The organism is Pannonibacter anstelovis, assembly GCF_036881715.1.
In the GTDB taxonomy this organism is placed as follows: Bacteria; Pseudomonadota; Alphaproteobacteria; order Rhizobiales; family Stappiaceae; genus Pannonibacter; species Pannonibacter anstelovis.
The window spans coordinates 128571-145684 of sequence record NZ_JBAKBF010000002.1; the positions used below are offsets into that span (position 1 = coordinate 128571).

15 protein-coding genes are annotated in these 17114 nt (G+C 62.7%); 5 read left to right on the forward strand and 10 right to left on the reverse strand.

Annotated elements, in window-relative coordinates:
• Positions 1-4 precede the first annotated feature (4 nt).
• Complete coding sequence (locus tag V6L75_RS03410; RefSeq protein ID WP_334250118.1) at positions 5-691, forward strand: glycosyltransferase; 687 nt, start codon at positions 5-7, stop codon at positions 689-691.
• 21 nt (positions 692-712) lie between these two features.
• On the opposite strand, the gene V6L75_RS03415 is transcribed toward V6L75_RS03410, so the two are convergent.
• Positions 713-1735, reverse strand: coding sequence for an AraC family transcriptional regulator (locus V6L75_RS03415; RefSeq protein ID WP_334250119.1), 1023 nt, complete (start codon positions 1733-1735; stop codon positions 713-715).
• Between the two features lie 283 nt (positions 1736-2018).
• Between V6L75_RS03415 and V6L75_RS03420 the strand changes: the two genes are divergently transcribed.
• Together V6L75_RS03420 and V6L75_RS03425 are read left to right on the forward strand one after the other, a co-directional pair.
• Complete coding sequence (locus V6L75_RS03420; protein ID WP_334250120.1) at positions 2019-2519, forward strand: cupin domain-containing protein; 501 nt, start codon at positions 2019-2021, stop codon at positions 2517-2519.
• An 84-nt stretch (positions 2520-2603) separates the two neighbouring features.
• On the forward strand, positions 2604-4079 hold the full coding sequence (locus V6L75_RS03425) for a flavin-containing monooxygenase (RefSeq protein ID WP_334250121.1): 1476 nt from the start codon (positions 2604-2606) through the stop codon (positions 4077-4079).
• A gap of 7 nt (positions 4080-4086) precedes the next feature.
• Here the strand turns inward: V6L75_RS03425 and moaB are convergent, their stop codons facing one another.
• Entirely contained in the window at positions 4087-4644 is a 558-nt protein-coding gene (gene moaB / locus V6L75_RS03430) for a molybdenum cofactor biosynthesis protein B (protein ID WP_334250122.1), read from the reverse strand.
• A 229-nt stretch (positions 4645-4873) separates the two neighbouring features.
• Here moaB and V6L75_RS03435 point away from each other — a divergent pair, with 229 nt between their 5' ends.
• The gene (locus V6L75_RS03435; RefSeq protein WP_334250123.1) at positions 4874-6085 is read left to right on the forward strand and encodes an aminotransferase-like domain-containing protein; all 1212 of its coding nucleotides are present in this window, start codon (positions 4874-4876) and stop codon (positions 6083-6085) included.
• Positions 6086-6162: 77 nt separating this feature from the next.
• Here V6L75_RS03435 and V6L75_RS03440 read toward each other — a convergent pair whose 3' ends face one another.
• The 8 genes from V6L75_RS03440 to V6L75_RS03475 all read right to left on the reverse strand — a co-directional run bounded on the left by V6L75_RS03440 (position 6163) and on the right by V6L75_RS03475 (position 16323).
• On the reverse strand, positions 6163-7500 hold the full coding sequence (locus V6L75_RS03440; protein ID WP_334250124.1) for a M16 family metallopeptidase: 1338 nt from the start codon (positions 7498-7500) through the stop codon (positions 6163-6165).
• A 29-nt stretch (positions 7501-7529) separates the two neighbouring features.
• Positions 7530-8942, reverse strand: coding sequence for a M16 family metallopeptidase (locus V6L75_RS03445; RefSeq protein WP_334250125.1), 1413 nt, complete (start codon positions 8940-8942; stop codon positions 7530-7532).
• Positions 8943-9121: 179 nt separating this feature from the next.
• Positions 9122-9856 (reverse strand): hypothetical protein, encoded by a 735-nt coding sequence (locus tag V6L75_RS03450; protein ID WP_334250126.1) that lies wholly within the window; start codon positions 9854-9856, stop codon positions 9122-9124.
• A gap of 77 nt (positions 9857-9933) precedes the next feature.
• Complete coding sequence (gene lspA, locus V6L75_RS03455; protein ID WP_425498678.1) at positions 9934-10428, reverse strand: signal peptidase II; 495 nt, start codon at positions 10426-10428, stop codon at positions 9934-9936.
• A 98-nt stretch (positions 10429-10526) separates the two neighbouring features.
• Positions 10527-13505, reverse strand: a complete 2979-nt coding sequence (gene ileS, locus V6L75_RS03460; RefSeq protein ID WP_334250128.1) for an isoleucine--tRNA ligase — start codon at positions 13503-13505, stop codon at positions 10527-10529.
• 265 nt (positions 13506-13770) lie between these two features.
• Positions 13771-14706, reverse strand: coding sequence for a DMT family transporter (locus V6L75_RS03465; protein ID WP_334250129.1), 936 nt, complete (start codon positions 14704-14706; stop codon positions 13771-13773).
• Positions 14703-15701 (reverse strand): bifunctional riboflavin kinase/FAD synthetase, encoded by a 999-nt coding sequence (locus V6L75_RS03470; RefSeq protein WP_334250130.1) that lies wholly within the window; start codon positions 15699-15701, stop codon positions 14703-14705. Before V6L75_RS03470 ends, V6L75_RS03465 begins: the two co-directional genes overlap by 4 nt.
• A 163-nt stretch (positions 15702-15864) precedes the next feature.
• Positions 15865-16323, reverse strand: a complete 459-nt coding sequence (locus V6L75_RS03475; protein ID WP_334250131.1) for a MaoC family dehydratase — start codon at positions 16321-16323, stop codon at positions 15865-15867.
• A 251-nt stretch (positions 16324-16574) separates the two neighbouring features.
• Between V6L75_RS03475 and V6L75_RS03480 the strand changes: the two genes are divergently transcribed.
• Entirely contained in the window at positions 16575-16958 is a 384-nt protein-coding gene (locus V6L75_RS03480; protein ID WP_019963146.1) for a response regulator, read from the forward strand.
• Positions 16959-17114 lie beyond the last annotated feature (156 nt).

The window sequence follows — 17114 nt, forward strand, 5'->3', positions numbered from 1 at the left end:
TTTCATGATCAGTGTTGTCCTTGCCACACATGACAATGAAGCCCAGCTGGCGCATGCGCTGACGGCCCTTGTGCCGGGCGCGGCGGATGGCCTCGTGCGCGAGGTTCTGGTTGTGGATAGCGGCTCGTCCGATGCCACGCACAAGGTCGCGGATGCGGCCGGTTGCGAGTTCGAGGTTCTGGCGAAGGGGGAGGGGGCACGTTTTGCGCACGGAGCGGCGCTGGCGCGCAAGTCTCCCTGGCTGCTGTTTCTCAATGCCTCCACCGTGCTGGAACACGGCTGGCATCAGGATGTGCAGAATTTTATTGAACGGGTGGAGCGTTCCGGTCAGGCCAACCGCTGCGCTGCTGCTTTCCGGCTGAAACTGGATGCCTTCGGCTTCGGGGCAAGGCTGTCAGAGTTTGGCGCGCTGATCCGCAGCCGCATTCTGGCCATGCCGAATGGCGATCAGGGGCTGTTGATTTCCCGCAGGTTCTACGAGGAACTTGGCGGTCACCGTGATCTGCCGGGCATGGCCGATCTGGACCTCGTCCGCCGCATAGGCCGTAGCCGTCTCCGGCTGCTGCGCAGCAGCGCCATTGCCGGTGAGGCTGGCGGGGAAGCAAGGCCCGGCCTGCGCCAGGCTGCGGCGCGCATGGCTGTTGCGGCCCTGCGTGTACCCCCGGCTCTCGGTGCCCGGCTGCACGGATAAAGCGGCTTCTGCGGCTCTTCTTCAGCTGCGGCCCTGACGCACTCCACGCAGTGTTTCGGCTGGTGTTTCTCCAAAGAGTTCCCGGTAGGCACCTGCCGCCCGGCCAGCGTGAGCAAGACCACAGGACTGCATGAGAGCGGTGACGTTTGCCGGGCTATCCTTGCGGCCGCGCGCGGCCATCAGGTGCTGACGCAGCATGCTGAGCCGCCGCTCCTGAAGCGCCTGCGATATCGTCTGCCCCCTCTCGGCCTGAAAGGCCATTTGCAATGCCCGCAGGCTGTAGCCGCAGGCGCTTGCAAGCCGGGCAAAGTCGATCTGCTCCGCCAGATGGGCATCGATGTAGTCGAGCGCCCGTGACACTTTGCGCCCGGCGCCAGCCAGGTCCTGAGGCGCAGCGCAAAGCCTGTCCCGTGCCGTGCCTGCATGGGTCCACAGCAGCGCATGGGTGGTGGACCAGCCGAGCCGGTTCAGCGCCTCTGCTCCGGCCGGATCGCCGCGCGGGATCTGGTCAGCCAGCCGGGCCAGCGCAAGGACTTGCGCCCCCAGCGTCCGCCCCGGCTCACTGTCGAGCCGCAACTGCGGATCAAAGACGATTTCCTGGGCCACGCTCCCGGTCAGCGCGGCGAACATGTCCTCCACCGCCTGCCGCTCCAGCTTGAGGATCACCTGCCCGCAGCTTCCCTTCCAGCGCATCAGGCTTGGCCTGGTGGGAGAGAGAACGGAGGCCGCGCGTGCGGCTCCTGTTGTGATCATCTGGCTGCCGATGCGAACCTCCGCGCCGCTGGTAAGCGGGATCTGCACCAGAAAGAACCGCTCCAGACAGCCCGGATCAATCTCCACCTCGCCGCCATAGGCAACATAGTTGATGGAGCCGCCGGAAAAGGCGCGGCTGTTGTGGCAGGCGAAGAAGTCGCGGCCATGATCGCGCGGACGCAGGCGATGGGAGCAGAAAATCCGCCCGACCTCCTCCGCCGCCTGATCCACGTCCTGCGTCGCTACCCGGGCATGGCCGGAAAGTGGCATCTGGATCGCTTGCATCTGCATGGCTTGCACCAGCGTTTCTGGCCCGTCCCCCTCGGCTTTTCCGCTCATTGCTGGACCAGTCAGTACAAATGCTAACACCGGAAAGCCGGCGAAGGAAAGCGGTAAACGGCGGTTTTTCGCGCAGTGTATGGAGCCTTTCGCTCAGCGGATAGACGGGAGGGGGCAGAAGCGCGTCTCGTAAGGGCAGACCGGAGACAGGCACGGGGCAGGACCCCGTTACAAGTGCCGCCCGGCTCTGAGGAGAACAGCGCGCCCGCAACGGGCCAGGACGGAGAGAACCAGCATGAAGACCGCCATTGCGAACATGGTTCAGGTGAACACGGAACCCGGCATTACCCGCGCCGGAACCGGCCTTGATGAGGTGGAGTGGAGCATTCTCGGCCATACCTACTGGATGAAATCCGAGGGCGAGGCATGTTTTTCCTTTGAAACGCTGGACCCGCCCGGCACCTTCGTGCCGCCGCATGTCCATCCGACGCAGGATGAATTCATCTATGTGCTGGAAGGCCGTTTCGATCTTTATCTGGGCGGCGAGCACCATGTTGCCAATGCGGGCGATGTGGTGCGCATGCCGATGGGCATTCCGCACGGCTATTACAATCTGACTGACAAGCCCACCCGAGCCATCTTCTGGGTTTCGCCTGCCCGGCGCCTGCGCGAGCTATTCGACAATCTGCACAATGTGGGCGATCCGGCCGAAGTGGTCCGCCGCTCAACCCTGAGAGAGGTTCACTTCCTGCGCCCCGATGAGATGGCCTTTGATCCGCTGACCCTGAAGATCTGACGCCTCTCCAGTCAACGGGAAAAATCAGGCGTCCGGTGCGGCCGGAGCAGTCCGGCCCGCCGTGCGGGACAGGAGATTTCGATCATGACCAAACGCAAACAGGTCTGCGTCATCGGCGCGGGCGTGAGCGGGCTTGCCGCCGCGCATGCCTTCAAGGAGCAGGGGCATGTGGTGACCGTGCTGGAGCGCAGCCACGAGCTTGGCGGCGTCTGGGCGCCGCACCGCTCCTATCCCGGCATCCGCACCCAGAGCCCGAAGGATTTGTACCGCTACACGGATGCCGCCATGCCGGAGGAGTATCCGGAGTGGCCGTCCGGGGCGCAGGTGCATGCCTATCTGGAAAGCTACGCCCGAGCGAAGGCGCTGCTGCCGCTGATCCGTTTCAACACTACAGTTACGGCCCTGTCCCGGCGGGATGGCGGCGGCTGGTGGGTGGAGACGGCGGAGGGCCGCACCGGCTATGACTTCGTCACCATCGCCAGCGGCGTCTTCAGCGACCGTAATGAACTGATCCATCCGGGCATGGACGAATTCAGGGCAGGCGGCGGGCATATCCTGCATTCCAGCGAATACACCGACCCGGCACTGGTGAAAGGCCGCAAGGTGGTGATCCTTGGCTTCTCCAAGTCGGCCACCGATGTGGCGGTCAATGCGGTGCAGCAGGGGGCAGCCTCCGTCACCATCGTTTATCTGGAGCCGGTCTGGCGGGTGCCCTATCACTTTGCCGGGCTGATCAACTTCAAGCGCATCCTCTATTGCCGCGCTTCGGAGGGCATGTTCCCCGGCTGGGAGATGTCATGGGGCGAAAAGCTGCGCCATGCGCTGACCAAACCGCTGGTCTGGGCCAACTGGCGGGCGCTGGAAAGCCTGCTGACCATGCAATTCGGGCTGAAGAAGCTCGGCATGCGGCCAAAGCAGCCGATCGAGAACGGCATTGCCTGTGGCCTGTCTCTGGCGACGGAAGGCTTCTATCCGATGCTGAAGGATGGGCGGATCAAGGCCATTCAGGGCACGATTGCAGGATATGAGCCGGGAACGGTGATCCTCTCTACCGGAGACCGGTTGCCCGCGGATATTGCCCTTCTGGCCATCGGCTGGAAGATGGGTGTGCCCTTCCTGCCGGACGAGGTACGGCAGAAGCTGGTGGAGCCGGACGGGCAGTACAGGCTCTACCGGCTGGCGGTGAACCCGGATGTGCCGGATCTGGGCTTTACCGGCTTCAACTCCTCCTTCGCCACGGTGCTGACCAGCGACATGGTGGCCCGCTGGCTGGTGCGCTATGCCGATGGCAAGCTGGCTCATCAGCCATCAGGCAGTGAGATGAACGGCTGGATTGACCGGCATCTGGAATGGCGCAGAACGGTGCGCCCTGCGGCCAAGGGCTATGGCGGGCTCTGCTCTGCGCCTTATCACTTCCGCCATCTCGATGATCTGCTGGCAGACATGGGGGCGGTGCAGCGCAGGCGATCCAACCCGCTGGCGGAAGTCTTTCTACCGCCGGATGCGGATGCCTACCGCAGTTATCTCGCCACCGTTCCGGCCTACGGTCTGGAAATCTGAAGCGGTGTCAGGCCTGCTGCAGCTTGCCGCGCTTCAGATGCTCATCGAGGCGCGGCATGATCTCGACGAAGTTGCAGGGCATGTGGCGGTAGTCGAGCTGCCATTTCAGAATGCCGTCCCAAGCATCCTTGCAGGCGCCCGGTGAGCCCGGCAGCGCGAAAATATAGGTTGCTCCCGCAACGCCCGCCGTCGCCCGTGACTGCACGGTCGAGGTGCCGATCTTCTCATAGGAAATGCGGTGGAAGACATAGGAAAAGCCCTCCATCCGCTTTTCGAACAGCGGCTCGAGGGCTTCCGGCGTCACGTCACGGCCGGTGAAGCCTGTGCCGCCGGTGGTGATCACCACATCAACGGTGCTGTCCGCAATCCAGCCGCGCACGGCTTCCCGGATGGCGTCCACATCATCCGGCACGATGCGCCGGTCTGCCAGCGTGTGGCCCGCCCCTGCGATCCGCTCCACCAGCACAGTGCCCGAGCGGTCATCCTCCAGCACACGCGTGTCAGAGACGGTCAGCACCGCGATGCTCAGGGGGATGAAGGGGCGGCTGTCGTCGATGCGGCTCATGGCTGGGTCCTTGCGGGTTGGCGCTTGGGGAGAAATAGGGCTTCCGCAGCCATGATGCCAGCGCTGTTTCCCGCCGCCGTGACATCAACAAAATTGCGTCAACAGGGCGTGAGAAGAATTTTTGCTGCTTATAGGTAAGTAATATTGACGTTTTTGAACGCCTGTGGTTCTGTCACCAGATCAGACGGGCCGGATTCCAAGGCCCGCAGAACGCCGGGAAGAGACCCCCATGCTGGACTGGGAACATGTGTTCGCGACGCGCTCGAAACGGATGCGCGCTTCGGAAATCCGTGAACTTTTGAAACTGCTTGACCGCCCCGACATCATTTCCTTCGCAGGCGGCATTCCTGACCCGGCTCTCTTCCCAAAGGACGTATTCGCGGAAAGTTATGCCCGCGTGCTGACCAGCGAAGGCGCAAACACGGCGCTGCAATATTCGGTCAGCGAGGGCAATCTGGCCCTGCGCAAGTGGCTGGTGGGCTACATGGCCAGCCTGGGCGTCGCATGCCAAGTGGAGAATATCATCATCACCTCCGGTTCCCAGCAAGGGCTGGATTACCTCGGCAAGCTGCTGCTTTCGCCCGGTGATACGGCGCTGGTCAACTGGCCAACCTATCTCGGCGCACTGCAGGCCTTCAACGCCTATGAACCGCATTACGACCGCCTGATCCCGCTCGGCAACCGCCCGGCGGAGGACTTCGTCAAGGCAGCGCAGGACCGGGGCGGGGCGGTGAAATTTGCTTATGCGTCCGCTGATTTCGCCAACCCCACGGGCGAGACGCTGGACCGGCAGACGCGCGAGCGCATTCTGGATCTGGCGGGCGAGCTGGATATTCCGGTGATCGAGGACGCCGCCTACCAATCGCTGCGCTATGACGGCGAGCCGGTGCCGCCGATGCTGGCGCTGGACATTGCCCGCTGTGGCGGCATTGACGCATCGCGTACCATCTATTGCGGCAGCTTCTCCAAGACGCTGTCTCCCGGCCTGCGCGTGGGCTGGATCTGCGCGGCAGCTCCCGTCATCAGCCGTCTGGTGCTGATGAAGCAGGCAGCGGACCTCAACACCTCCACCATCAACCAGATGGTTCTGGCGGACGTTGCGGAGCGTTACTTCGACACGCAGGTGGCCACGATCCGCAAGGCCTACCAGGCCCGCCGCGACTGCATGCTGGATGCGCTCAGCCGCCACATGCCGGAGGGCTGCAGCTGGTCGCGCCCGGATGGCGGCATGTTCGTCTGGGTTACCCTGCCGGAGGGGCTGGACGGCGCGGCGCTGCTCGCCCGTTCTCTGGAGACGGTCAAGGTCGCCTTCGTGCCCGGCAAGGCCTTCTTTGCCGATGGCTCCGGCGCCAACACCCTGCGCCTCAGCTTCTCCTGCGCCAACGAAGCCATGATCGAGGAAGGCATCTCCCGCCTCGGCAAGCTGATCTCGGAAGCTTGAGGGTTTCGATTGGTGAAATGGAAGAAAGGGCGGCCAGATGGCCGCCCCTTGCTCATTCACTCGCACATCGCTCAAAATCAGCTGGCCTGCGGGCCAACCGTGACAACCAGCGGCGTCTTGCCGTCCAGCAGGCGCTTGGCGATGCGCTGAACATCCTCAAGGGTAACCGCTTCGATCTCGGCATTGCGGCGGTCGAAATAGTCGATGCCGAGATCCGCCAGCTTCAGGGCGACAAGCTGGGCTGCGATCTTGCCCGAAGTGTCGAAGCGCAGGGCGTAGGAGCCGGTCAGGAAGCTCTTGGCCTTGTCCAGCTCTTCCTGCGTGGGCCCCTGTTCCGCCATGCGCTTGAACTGCTCCTCAATGATGCTGATGGTCTCGTCAGCCCGGTCGGCACGGGTCGCAGCCGAGGCGACAAGCAGAGCGGAATGATCGTCCGGAGCCAGATCCGAGCCGACGCCATAGGACAGGCCGCGCTTTTCGCGCACTTCCTCGAACAGCCAGGACGTGAAGGTGCCGCCGCCCAGAATATGGTTCATCACGAAGGCTGCCTGATAATCCGGGTCGTCCCGCTTCAGGCCTGGCAGCCCGATGAGGATCGTCGTTTGCGGCACGTCGAGAGTGCGTGAGATGCGCTCGCCCGTCTTGGGCTCCACGTCCACAACTTCAGGCAGCTTGTGCTTTTCCGGAAGCTTGCCGAAAACCTCGTCCAAGAGCGGCGCCAGCGTCTTTGCATCAATGGCACCGACAACGCCGATGGCGAGCTTGTGGCGGGAGAGAAGGTCCCCGTGCATGGTCTTCAGATCGGCCGGGGCGAGCTTCTCCACTGTTTCCACGGTGCCATCCCCCGGCTTGCCATAGGGATGGCCGCCAAAGGCGGCCTCGCGGAATGCTTCCGAGGCAATCGCGTCAGGATCTTCCTGCTGCTGGCGCAGGCCGGCAAGGATCTGCGACTTCACGCGCTCCACGGGCTTTTCGTCAAAGCGGGGCTCGTTGATGGCAAGCCGCAGCAAGTCGAAGGCTTCGTCCCGTGTGCCCGTCAGAGTGCGCAGGGTGCCGAACAGCTGGTCCTTGCCGGCATTGAAGCGGATGGAAACGGCCAGCTCTTCCAGCTTGCCCTGGAAGGCTTCGCTGTCCAGATCGCCGGCGCCCTCGTCCATGGTGCTGGCCAGAAGATTGGTCAGGCCTTCCTTGCCATCGGGGTCCTGCGCGGAGCCACCGTCAAAGGCGAAGTTCATGGAGATCATTGGCAGGGTCTCATCCTGCACAAGCCAGGCCTCGATGCCGCCGGGGCTGACCACCTTCTCGATGGTCGTGGCTCCGGCTGGCAGGGCGCCAAGCATCAGCAGGCCAATGCCGGCAACAGCCCGGGTGAAATGGGCCCGTGCAAAACGGGCAGGAGCAAAAAACTGCGTCATGCGCGTGTTTCCTCGTTTAACGGGCCACATCAGGACTTCTGGTCGCTGACAGCGCCATCCGGCGACTGGCCGGGGGCGGTGAGATAGCCGGTGACCGGATCCTTCAGCAGATAATCCTGCGCCACCTTCTGGATATCAGCCGGAGTGACCGCTTCGATCTGGGCTGGCCAGGTCTGCACATCCTCGATGGTCTGGCCGCTGGTCAGCGCGGCGCCGAAGAGGCGGGCGAGGGTGACCTGGCTGTCTTGCGCATAAATGGCTGAAGACATGAGCGAGTGCTTGGCCCGGGCCAGCTCCTCTTCCGTCACGCCGTTCTCTGCAACATCCTTGATCGTGCGCTCGAAGATGTCCTGCAGCCCTGTGAGCGTGCCATCGCCGCGCGGCGAGCCATAGACGATAAAGCGGGTCGTATCGAGCGAGGTATCGAGGTAATAGGCGCCGACGCCAATGGCCACCTGTTTCTCCAGAACCGCTTCCTTGTAGAGGCGGCTGGACGGGCCGCCGGTGAGAATCTGAGCCAGCAGTTCAAAGGCTTCCGGTTCGCGGTCCGTGCCGGTCGCCTGGCTCGGCACCAGCCAGCTTTCGGATACGGATGGCTGGCGGACGCGCTCGTCTTCCAGATGCACGCTGCGCTTGCCGTTCAGCGGAGGTTCCGCAGGGCGGATGCGGGGGCCGGGCTCCGCGCGGCGCGGCAGCTTGCCATAGGTGGCTTCAGCCAGCTTGCGCACGTCTGCGGCCTCGACATCGCCTGCCACCACCAGAACGGCATTGTTGGGCGTGTAGAAGCGGTCATAGAAAGAGATGATGGCGTCGTGGTTCAGCGCCTCGATCTCGCTCTGCCAGCCGATCACGGGCGAGCCATAAGGATGGTTCACATAGGTGATTGCGGAAAGCGTTTCCTGAAGGCGGGAGGAGGGATCGGCATCGACGCGCATGCGCCGTTCTTCCAGAACGACCTGCTGCTCCGGCTTGATCACCTCGTCGGTCAGGACAAGATTCTGCATGCGGTCCGCTTCCAGTTCCATCATGCGCGGCAGGTGTTCCTTGGCCACGCGCTGGAAATAGGCGGTGTAGTCGTTGCTGGTGAAGGCATTTTCCTGACCGCCGATATCGGAGACGATCTTCGAGAAAACACCATCCGGATTCTCTTTGGTGCCCTTGAACATCAGATGCTCAAGGAAGTGGGCAACGCCAGACTGGCCGGCCGGTTCATCGGCGGCACCGGTCTTGTACCAGATCATATGGGTGACCACGGGGGCCCGGTGATCGGGGATCACCACCACTTCAAGGCCGTTGTCCAGCGTGAAGCTGGACAGGTTCGGCGCAATGACCGGCGGCTTTTCAGCGGCCGTCTGGGCCATGGACAGGCCGGAGCCCAAAACAAGGCAGGACAGCGCCGTGGCGAAGAGAAGGCCGCGCCGTCTCGCAGCGGGAAGTGTCATCTTGGGGATCTCCCGGAATTGAATTGAAGCGCGAACCATGCCGCGCCTGCGAATGCATGCGTCGCCTGCAATATAGGCGCTGGCGTGGCTCCGGCGCCTTAAATTTTCGTCATGTAGGAAGAAGCGAAACAGAAACGGCGGCCTGTGGCCGCCGTTGAAGACAATTCATGAGGACTGCGTCAGTAGACGCAGGTTTCCGTCGCAGTCGGGGTGCAGTTCGCCTTGATGCGGCCGCCATCCATTTCCAGCTGCTTGCGGTCCTGGATCTGCTGGCGGTCGTTCGGCATGGCCAGCGGCGCATTGCCGGCAGGCGTCGAATAGGCGACCGGCGGCTCAACCAGGTAACGGCGGACCGGCTTGCCGTCCGCGCCAAACAGTTCTGACGTATCGACACGCGTCAGCGGTCCCTGGCTCTGCTTCTTCATTTCAGCAGGCGTCATACGGGCGCCGTCCATGATCTCGCCGTCACGCACATCCGCAGCAGTTGTCGCCTGACGCTGGGCGCCAGAAATCTGGACACCTCGCATCTGCTCGGGCGTAAGCAGCTCGCCATCGCTGCCGCGGCCAGGCTGCGCATAAACAGCGCGCACATCCTGAAGCGACTTGTCCTCAGCTGTTGGCCAGTTGGCCGCAGTCTCGGTTACAGGTGCTTCTGGCTGGGGCAGCTGATCAAGCTTTGCCGGCATGGCAAGCGGAGCGCGGGGCTTGTACTCAATCGGCTTGGCCTGCGGGTCAACCGCGCCAATGCCTTCCATGATCTTGCGCACGGCGACCTTATCGACGGCTTCCTGCTCGCCGTAGGAATTCGTCACGCAGCCAGCCGCCAAGGCGCCCAGCATGACAGCAGATACGACACCACGCAGCCCGCCGAGGCTAACGGTCCGGGAACTTGCCAGAGAAAACTTGAACCGCACGTAACCTATCCCGTTTCCTGTGAGCGCAAGGCTGCAAGGGCGGCTTCCGGCCTGCCTGCTCGCACTCGCTGTCCCAATTATCCCGCTTTGCGGCCTTTAGAGCCGCCCTTTGAGGCTTTATTGGGGCTTCCTCGCCAACCGTCATACAGGAGAGCAGCCACTCCGGCAACGATTGCAGCATCCGCAATGTTGAAGACATACCACGAGAAGCTGCCGAAGTGGATGTGGAGAAAGTCGTAGACCGCGCCATAGGCGAAACGGTCAACCCCATTGCCAAGAGCGCCGCCGATAATCAGCGCCAGGCTGATGCCGGCAAACCTGCTGGTGCTGCGCACCGCCCAGACCCACAGCCCGATGGCCGCTAGAACGGTAAAAATGGCCAGAGCCCAGCGGCCCAGATCCGTTTCCTGCTGAAACAGTCCATATGAGATGCCCCGGTTCCAGACGGTGACCAGTTCCAGAAACGGCAGCAGATCCATGTTGCCCTGCCGGGGCAGGTCATAGACGAACAGCAGCCAAAGCTTGCTGGCCTGATCGGCGGTAAAGATGATGGCGGCAATCACCGCCACCATCAGGCTGAGCGGCCCCCACAGCCATTTGCGGGTAAAACCTGACGGGGGAGCCACCTTGCTCATGCTTTGTCCTTCACCGTTTCAAACAGGAACAGCCGTCAGGCCGCCTTGTGGGCTGCATCCCATTCACGCAGGGCTGCTGCATCGCGCAGGGTCACATCCGGATAGTCCGGATCAGAGCCCACTTCAGGAAGGATCTTCCACGAGCGGGCGCATTTCGTGCCCTGTGCAAGGCCCGGCACCACGGCCACGCCCTTCACATCTTCCAGCGTGAAGGCACCTTCCGGCGCTGCTTCGCCGGTGAGCGTCAGCTGGCTGGTGATGCACACATCCGCCATGTCCGTGCCGGCAAGGGCTGCCATGAGTTCCGCATCGGTGACATGCACCACCGGATGGGCTTCCAGCGACGAGCCGATGCGCTTCTCGCGGCGCTCGATTTCGAGCGCGCCGGTGACCACGCGGCGGACTTCGCGGATCTTCTCCCACTTGGCCGCCAGCGCCTCATTGCGCCACTCTGCCGGAACGGCGGGGAACTGCTGCAGATGCACCGAGTTGTCTTCGCCCGGATGACGGGCCAGCCAGCTTTCCTCCATGGTGAAGGGCAGCATTGGCGCCATCCAGGTGACGAGGCAGGTGAACAGCTGCTCCACCACCTGCAGGGAAGCCTTGCGGCGCACAGAGGAGGCCGGGTCGCAGTAGAGCGTGTCCTTGCGAACGTCGAAATAGAAGGCCGACAGTTCCACCGTCATGAAGGTGAAGAGGTGGTGGAACACCTTCTTGTAGTCGAAGTCCTCGTAGCCCTTGCGCACGAGAGCATCCAGCTCGGCGAGGCGGTGCAGCATCAGCCGCTCCAGCTCCGGCATGTCCTTGAGCGCGATTTCCTCGCCGGTGGCATGGGCCAGGGTGCCCAGCATCCAGCGCAGGGTGTTGCGCAGCTTGCGGTAGCTGTCCACCGAGGTCTTGAGGATCTCCGGCCCGATGCGCTGGTCTTCGGCATAGTCGCCGGAGGCCACCCACAGGCGCAGGATATCGGCGCCATACTGCTTGATCACGTCCTGCGGGAACACCTGATTGCCCAGGGACTTGGACATCTTGCGCCCGTCCTCGGCCATGGTGAAGCCGTGGGTCAGCACCGCGTCATAAGGTGCGTGGCCACGGGTGCCGCAGCTTTCCAGCAGGGAGGAATGGAACCAGCCGCGATGCTGGTCCGAGCCCTCGAGATAGAGAACGTAGTCCTCGCCGCCATCAACCTTGCGCTTCGGGCTGAGATCAGGCCGCTTTTCCAGGCAGAAGGCATGGGTGGAGCCGCTGTCGAACCAGACATCAAGGATGTCGTCGACCTTGACCCACTCATCGGCCTTGTAGTCAGCACCCAGGAACCGCTCCTTGGCGCCTTCTGCGAACCACACATCCGCACCTTCCGCCTTGAAGGCTTCGAAGATGCGGGCGTTGACGGCTTCGTCCTTCAGCACTTCCGCCGTGTCCTTGTGGATGAACACGGTGATCGGCACGCCCCAGGCGCGCTGGCGCGAGAGCACCCAGTCCGGGCGGCCCGCGATCATGGAGCGCAGGCGGTTCTGGCCGGTTGCGGGCACAAAGCGGGTGTCGTCGATGGCCTTCAGCGCGCGGCTGCGCAGGGTGTCGCCCGGGCCATCCAGCGCGCGGTCCATATAGACGAACCACTGCGGTGTGTTGCGGAAGATCACCGGCTTCTTGGAGCGCCAGGAATGCGGATACTGGTGCTTGAGGCGGCCAAGGCCGATCAGCGCACCCGCTTCCTTCAGCTTTTCGATGTTGGCCTTGTTGGCCGTGCCCTTTTCACCCTTGTGGGTGATGACCTGCTGGCCCTCAAAGCCCGGCGCATCCTTGGTGTAGAAGCCGTCATCAGCGACGGTGAAGGGGATGGCCGTCTCGATGCCGCGCTCTTCCAGTTCGGCGCGCTTGGCGATCCAGATCTCGAAGTCGTCGGCGCCGTGGCTGGGCGCGGTGTGGACAAAGCCCGTACCGGCATCATCGGTCACATGGTCACCATCGAGCAGCGGCACATCGAACTGATAGCCGCCAAGCTCCAGATCCCGGTAGGGATGAGCGCAGGTCATGGCCGCAAGCTCATCGGCGGTGACCGGCCGGACAAGCGTGAAATCGGTGATGCGGGCGTTCTTGAAAACGTCAGCAGCCAGCTTGTCCGCAAGGATCAGCTTGTCGCCCTTCTGCACCCAGTTGTCATCCGCAAGGCCTTCCTGCGTCACCTCATAAAGACCGTAGGAGATGGCCGAGGAATAGGAGATGGCGCGGTTGCCTGGGATGGTCCAGGGGGTGGTCGTCCAGATGACGACGGCGGCATCCAGCAGGTCCTCGGCGGCAGCCTCGTCAAGGCTGCCAGCCTCGATCACCGGGAACTTCACCCAGATCATGTCCGACTGATAGTCGTGATACTCGATCTCGGCTTCGGCCAGCGCGGTGTTCTCGACAACGGACCACATCACCGGCTTGGAGCCGCGGTAAAGCTGGCCGGAGGTGGCGAACTTCATCAGCTCGGCGGCGATCACCGCTTCGGCCTCGAAATTCATGGTCAGATACGGGTTTTCCCAGTCGCCCTCGATGCCGAGGCGGCGGAATTCCTCGCGCTGGATGCCAACCCAGTGCTCCGCATAGCTGCGGCATTCCTGGCGGAAGGCGATCATCGCGGCGGAGTTCTTCAGGTCCGGCTTCTGCTTGCCCTTGGAGCGGTAGTTCTCTTCCTCGATCTTCCACTCGATCGGCAGGCCGTGGCAGTCCCAGCCCGGAACATAGTTGCTGTCGAAACCCATCATCTGCATCGAGCGGGTGACGATGTCCTTCAGCGTCTTGTTCAGCGCGTGGCCGATATGGATGTTGCCGTTGGCATAGGGAGGGCCATCATGCAGCAGGAACTTGCGGCGGCCGGCAGAGGCGGTGCGCAGGCGCTTGTAGAGGTTCATCGCCTTCCAGCGGGCGATGATTTCCGGCTCCTTCTGCGGCAGGCCGGCGCGCATCGGGAAATCGGTCTCGGGCAGGTTCAGCGTCGTGGAATAGTCACGGGCAGTCGTTTCGGTCATTGCATGCAATCCGCAAAATCAGGAGAAGCAAGGCGGGCGCCTTGCGAACTGTCAGGGGAAGCGGGCCATGCCGCTTCCCGTCACGAAGGGATCCCGGTCCCTCGGCGCGCAAATGCGTCAGCCGAAGGCCGGGCAGCTAATTCGTGACATCGCGGGGCCGGAAAGGCATCCGGCAGGAAGAATGACTGTCATGGCCGCTCTAGTACCAGTCAAAAGCCTCTGAATAAAGCAGCAAATGCAGGCGTCATGCCCTTGCCGCGCCGGGTCAGCCTTCCTTGCGGATGCGCTCCCGGTGGGCGATGTAGATGCCGCTGGCGACGATCAGCGCGATGCCGGCCCAGGTCATCAGATCGGGGAAATCGCCGAAGACCAGGAAGCCGAACAAGGTGGCGCTGACGATTTCCAGATAGTTGAACGGGGCTATGACCGATGCCGGCGCCAGCGCCAAAGCCTTCACGATCAACCCGTGCGAGACGAAGGAAATGGCGCCGATGGCAAAGAGCAGCGACATTTCGATGCTGTTGGGCATGGCCACCACAATGCCCGTTGTCTCCACGCCAAGAACAGCTCCAACCGCAATGACGATGGCCAGCGTCACGCCGCCTCCCAGCGAGGTCGTGAACTGCATGGACAGCATGCTGTCCTCACCCGCCAGTATGCGGGTTGTCAGCAGGTAAAGCGCAAACAGGCAGGCGGTGACCATCGGCAGCAGCGCGGCCGCGCCAAAGGCATCAAAGCCCGGGCGGATGATCATGATCGCCCCGATCAGCCCCACCACCACGGCGGCCCAGCGGCGCGGGCCGACTTGCTCCTTCAAAAAGATCGCGGAAAGAGCGGTCAGCACCATCGGCTGAATGAAGAAGATGGCAATGGCATCGGCAACCGGCATCACCTTCAGTGCGGTGAAGAAAGCGAAGGTGGCGCCGGCCAGGAAGACGCCGCGCAGCATGTTGACGCCCCAGCGCTTAGGTCTCAGCGTGCGCAGGCCGCCGGTCATGATCAATGCGCCGAGCAGGGTAAAAACCGCCTGGAAGAAGAAGCGCCCGAAGCCGATGAGCAGTGGCGCGACCGTGGCCGACAGATATTTTGCCAGCGTGTCCATGCCGGGGATGACGATCATGGCAATGGTCATCAGCAGGATACCCTGCAGAATATCCGCCTTGCTTGAAATCCGGCTGGCAGGCGAGTGCCCGCCTGTCATGACAGGGGTACGGCGCCAAGCGCCAGATCGAGGGCCGACAGGGGCTGCATGCTGGCAAGGGCCGCGCGGGCCTCTGCGCTGTCCTGGTCCATCTGCGCAATCAGCGCCTCGATGCTGTCAAAGCGCTCTTCCGGCCGCAGGTACGAAACGAATCGCACCCGCAGCGTCTTGCCATAGAGGTCGCCGGAGAAATCGAACAGGAAGACTTCCAGCAGCGGCGCGCCGTTGTCGAATGTCGGGCGGCGGCCGAAGCTGGCAACACCATCATGGCGCTGGCCGTCCACTTCCACCCGCACCGCATAGATGCCGTGCTTCAGCGTGCAGTCATCAGCAAGGCGCAGGTTGGCGGTGGGATAGCCAAGGTCCCGGCCGCGCTTTTCGCCATGGCGCACCCCGGCCTCAACAAACCAGCGGTAGCCAAGCAGGCCATTGGCCAGTGCCAGATCCCCTTCTGCCAGTGCGGCACGGATGCGAGACGAGGAAATGACCTCGCCGCTCTCGTCATTCTCCGCGGTAACAATGGTGACGCCAAAGCCGTGCTTTTCGCCGGAGGCACGCAGGAAGTCCGGCGTGCCGGCCCGGCCCTTGCCGAAGTGGAAATCATAGCCGGTGACCGCGTGCCGGATGCCGAGGGCGCCGATCAGGATTTCCTCAACGAACTGCTCCGCCTCAAGGCTGGCAAAATCGCGGGTGAAGGGCAGGACGATCAGTCCGTCAAGGCCAAGCGCTTCCATGACCTCTGCCTTCACATGGGCAGGCGTCAGGCGGAAGAGCGGCACATGGGGGGCAAAGACCGAACGGGGATGCGGCTCGAACGTCATGGCAATGACGGGCCGTCCATGACCGTGTGCCTCATCAATCGCAGCCTGCAGCACTGCCCTGTGGCCCCGGTGCACACCATCAAAGTTGCCAATGGCAACGGCGCTACCCTTGAGGTGCGCCGGTAACGAGGCCAGATCCTCGACAACTGAGAAAGGCGTGGTGGTGACGGTCATCAGAGGTGAGAACCTGCGGGCTGGACTGCAAGCTGATCTGCAGCAGACATGAAACATGCTGCCCGATGCGAGGCTTCGGCCCCGCGCCGGGATTTGCCGGACCCTGCCGTTTTCATGGCCTTTCGTCAAGCGCACATTGGCCGCAGTCCGCGCCGTCTGCCCCCTAGCTCTGGTGGCCAGGAAAGTCCTGTTCCGTCCCCCGGGCCGGGACCTTGACCATGGCTTCGCCTTCCAGAACCACCGTCTCTCCGACCCGGCAGATGCAGGACAGCCGGGCCCGGTTGCCCTTGGGCAGAAGCTCGGCGACCTTCACCTCCACCGTCACATTGTCACCGATCCGCACAGGTGCCTTGAAGTTCAGGGTCTGCGAAAGATAAATCGCGCCGGGGCCGGGAAGGCGTGTGCCAAGCAAGGCTGAGATAAGGCTCGCTGTATAAAGCCCATGGGCGATGCGAGTCCGGAAGGGCGTGCGCGCAGCAAAATGCTCAGACAAGTGGATTGGATTGCGATCACCGGACACCTCGGCAAAACCGACAATATCAGATGCGCTCACGTGCTTCGTCAGAGTCTCGCTCATGCCCTCGCTCAGGTCCTCGTAGCAAAGCTGACGCAGCTCAAGCATTTTGGCCTCCCAATACCAGAGACGTATCCTTTAATACCGGTTTGCACGCTATGGTGCAGAGTGCTCGGGCACAATACGCCTTTGGGGGAAGAAAATGGCTTGCGCTATTAACGGTCTTTTCAGGGGAACCGCTTAGATTGCCCAAGTATGGGGAGGTGGGAACACGACAGTCGTGTCTTCCTCCTGAACGTCAGATCTCGTCATTTCCGGCCCAGAGGGTGGGCCCTGTAATTGACAGTATGGAGTAGACAATGGCCCTTGACCTTTCGATGCCGGTCCTGGTGGTCGATGATTACAAGACCATGATCCGGATTATCCGGAACCTGCTGAAGCAGCTTGGTTTTGAAGATATCGACGATGCAGCCGATGGTACGGAAGCCCTGGAGAAGATGAAGCAGCGCAAGTATGGCCTGGTCATCTCCGACTGGAACATGGAACCGATGACCGGTTACGAGCTGCTCAAGCAGGTTCGTGCTGACGCAAGTCTCTCCAAGACGCCGTTCATCATGGTGACTGCTGAGTCCAAGACCGAAAACGTGATCGCCGCCAAGAAGGCCGGCGTGAACAACTACATTGTGAAGCCGTTCAACGCGCAGACGCTGAAGGGCAAGATCGAAGCAGTCTTCGCAGACTGACAGAATTCGCTCACCCCGGCGGACTGTGCTGCTCCTCTCGCAGCTGCGTCCGCCTGAGTGACCGGTCCGCCGATCTTCTCACGTCTGCCATTGCCCGGATGGCACTCCGGTATGTGGCGCAGGACGCTGGGCCCGTTCTTGGCAGCAGAACGGGTG